The sequence below is a fragment of the Methylobacterium sp. CCH5-D2 genome (assembly GCF_001556475.1).
In the GTDB taxonomy this organism is placed as follows: domain Bacteria; phylum Pseudomonadota; class Alphaproteobacteria; order Rhizobiales; family Beijerinckiaceae; genus Methylobacterium; species Methylobacterium hispanicum.
Map to the genome: position 1 here is coordinate 1 of NZ_LSIX01000042.1, position 264 is coordinate 264.

The 264-nt window shown below is 67.0% G+C and carries 1 protein-coding gene; it reads right to left on the reverse strand.

The features are described 5' to 3' along the window. Positions 1-264, reverse strand: a 264-nt coding sequence (locus tag AX737_RS00975; protein ID WP_156453451.1) for an efflux RND transporter permease subunit, incomplete at both ends; no start/stop codon positions are given.

Below are 264 nucleotides of genomic sequence, written 5' to 3' on the forward strand. Positions count from 1 at the left end.
GCGAGATGGCCGTGGTGCGCACGTTCAGCAGGAAGGCGAACAGCACCACCGCCACCACCAGAACCGCCTCGACGAGGACGCGCTCGACGTTGCGGATCGAGGTCTCGATGAAGTCGGCCTGCCGGAACAGGACCTGGTCGGCCTTGATGCCAGCCGGCAGGGTCGGCGACATCTCCTTCAGCGCCGTCTCGATGCTGCGGGTCAGCCGTACCGTGTCGACGTCGGGCTGCTTCTCGACCGAGACGATGACCGCGGGCTTGGCCA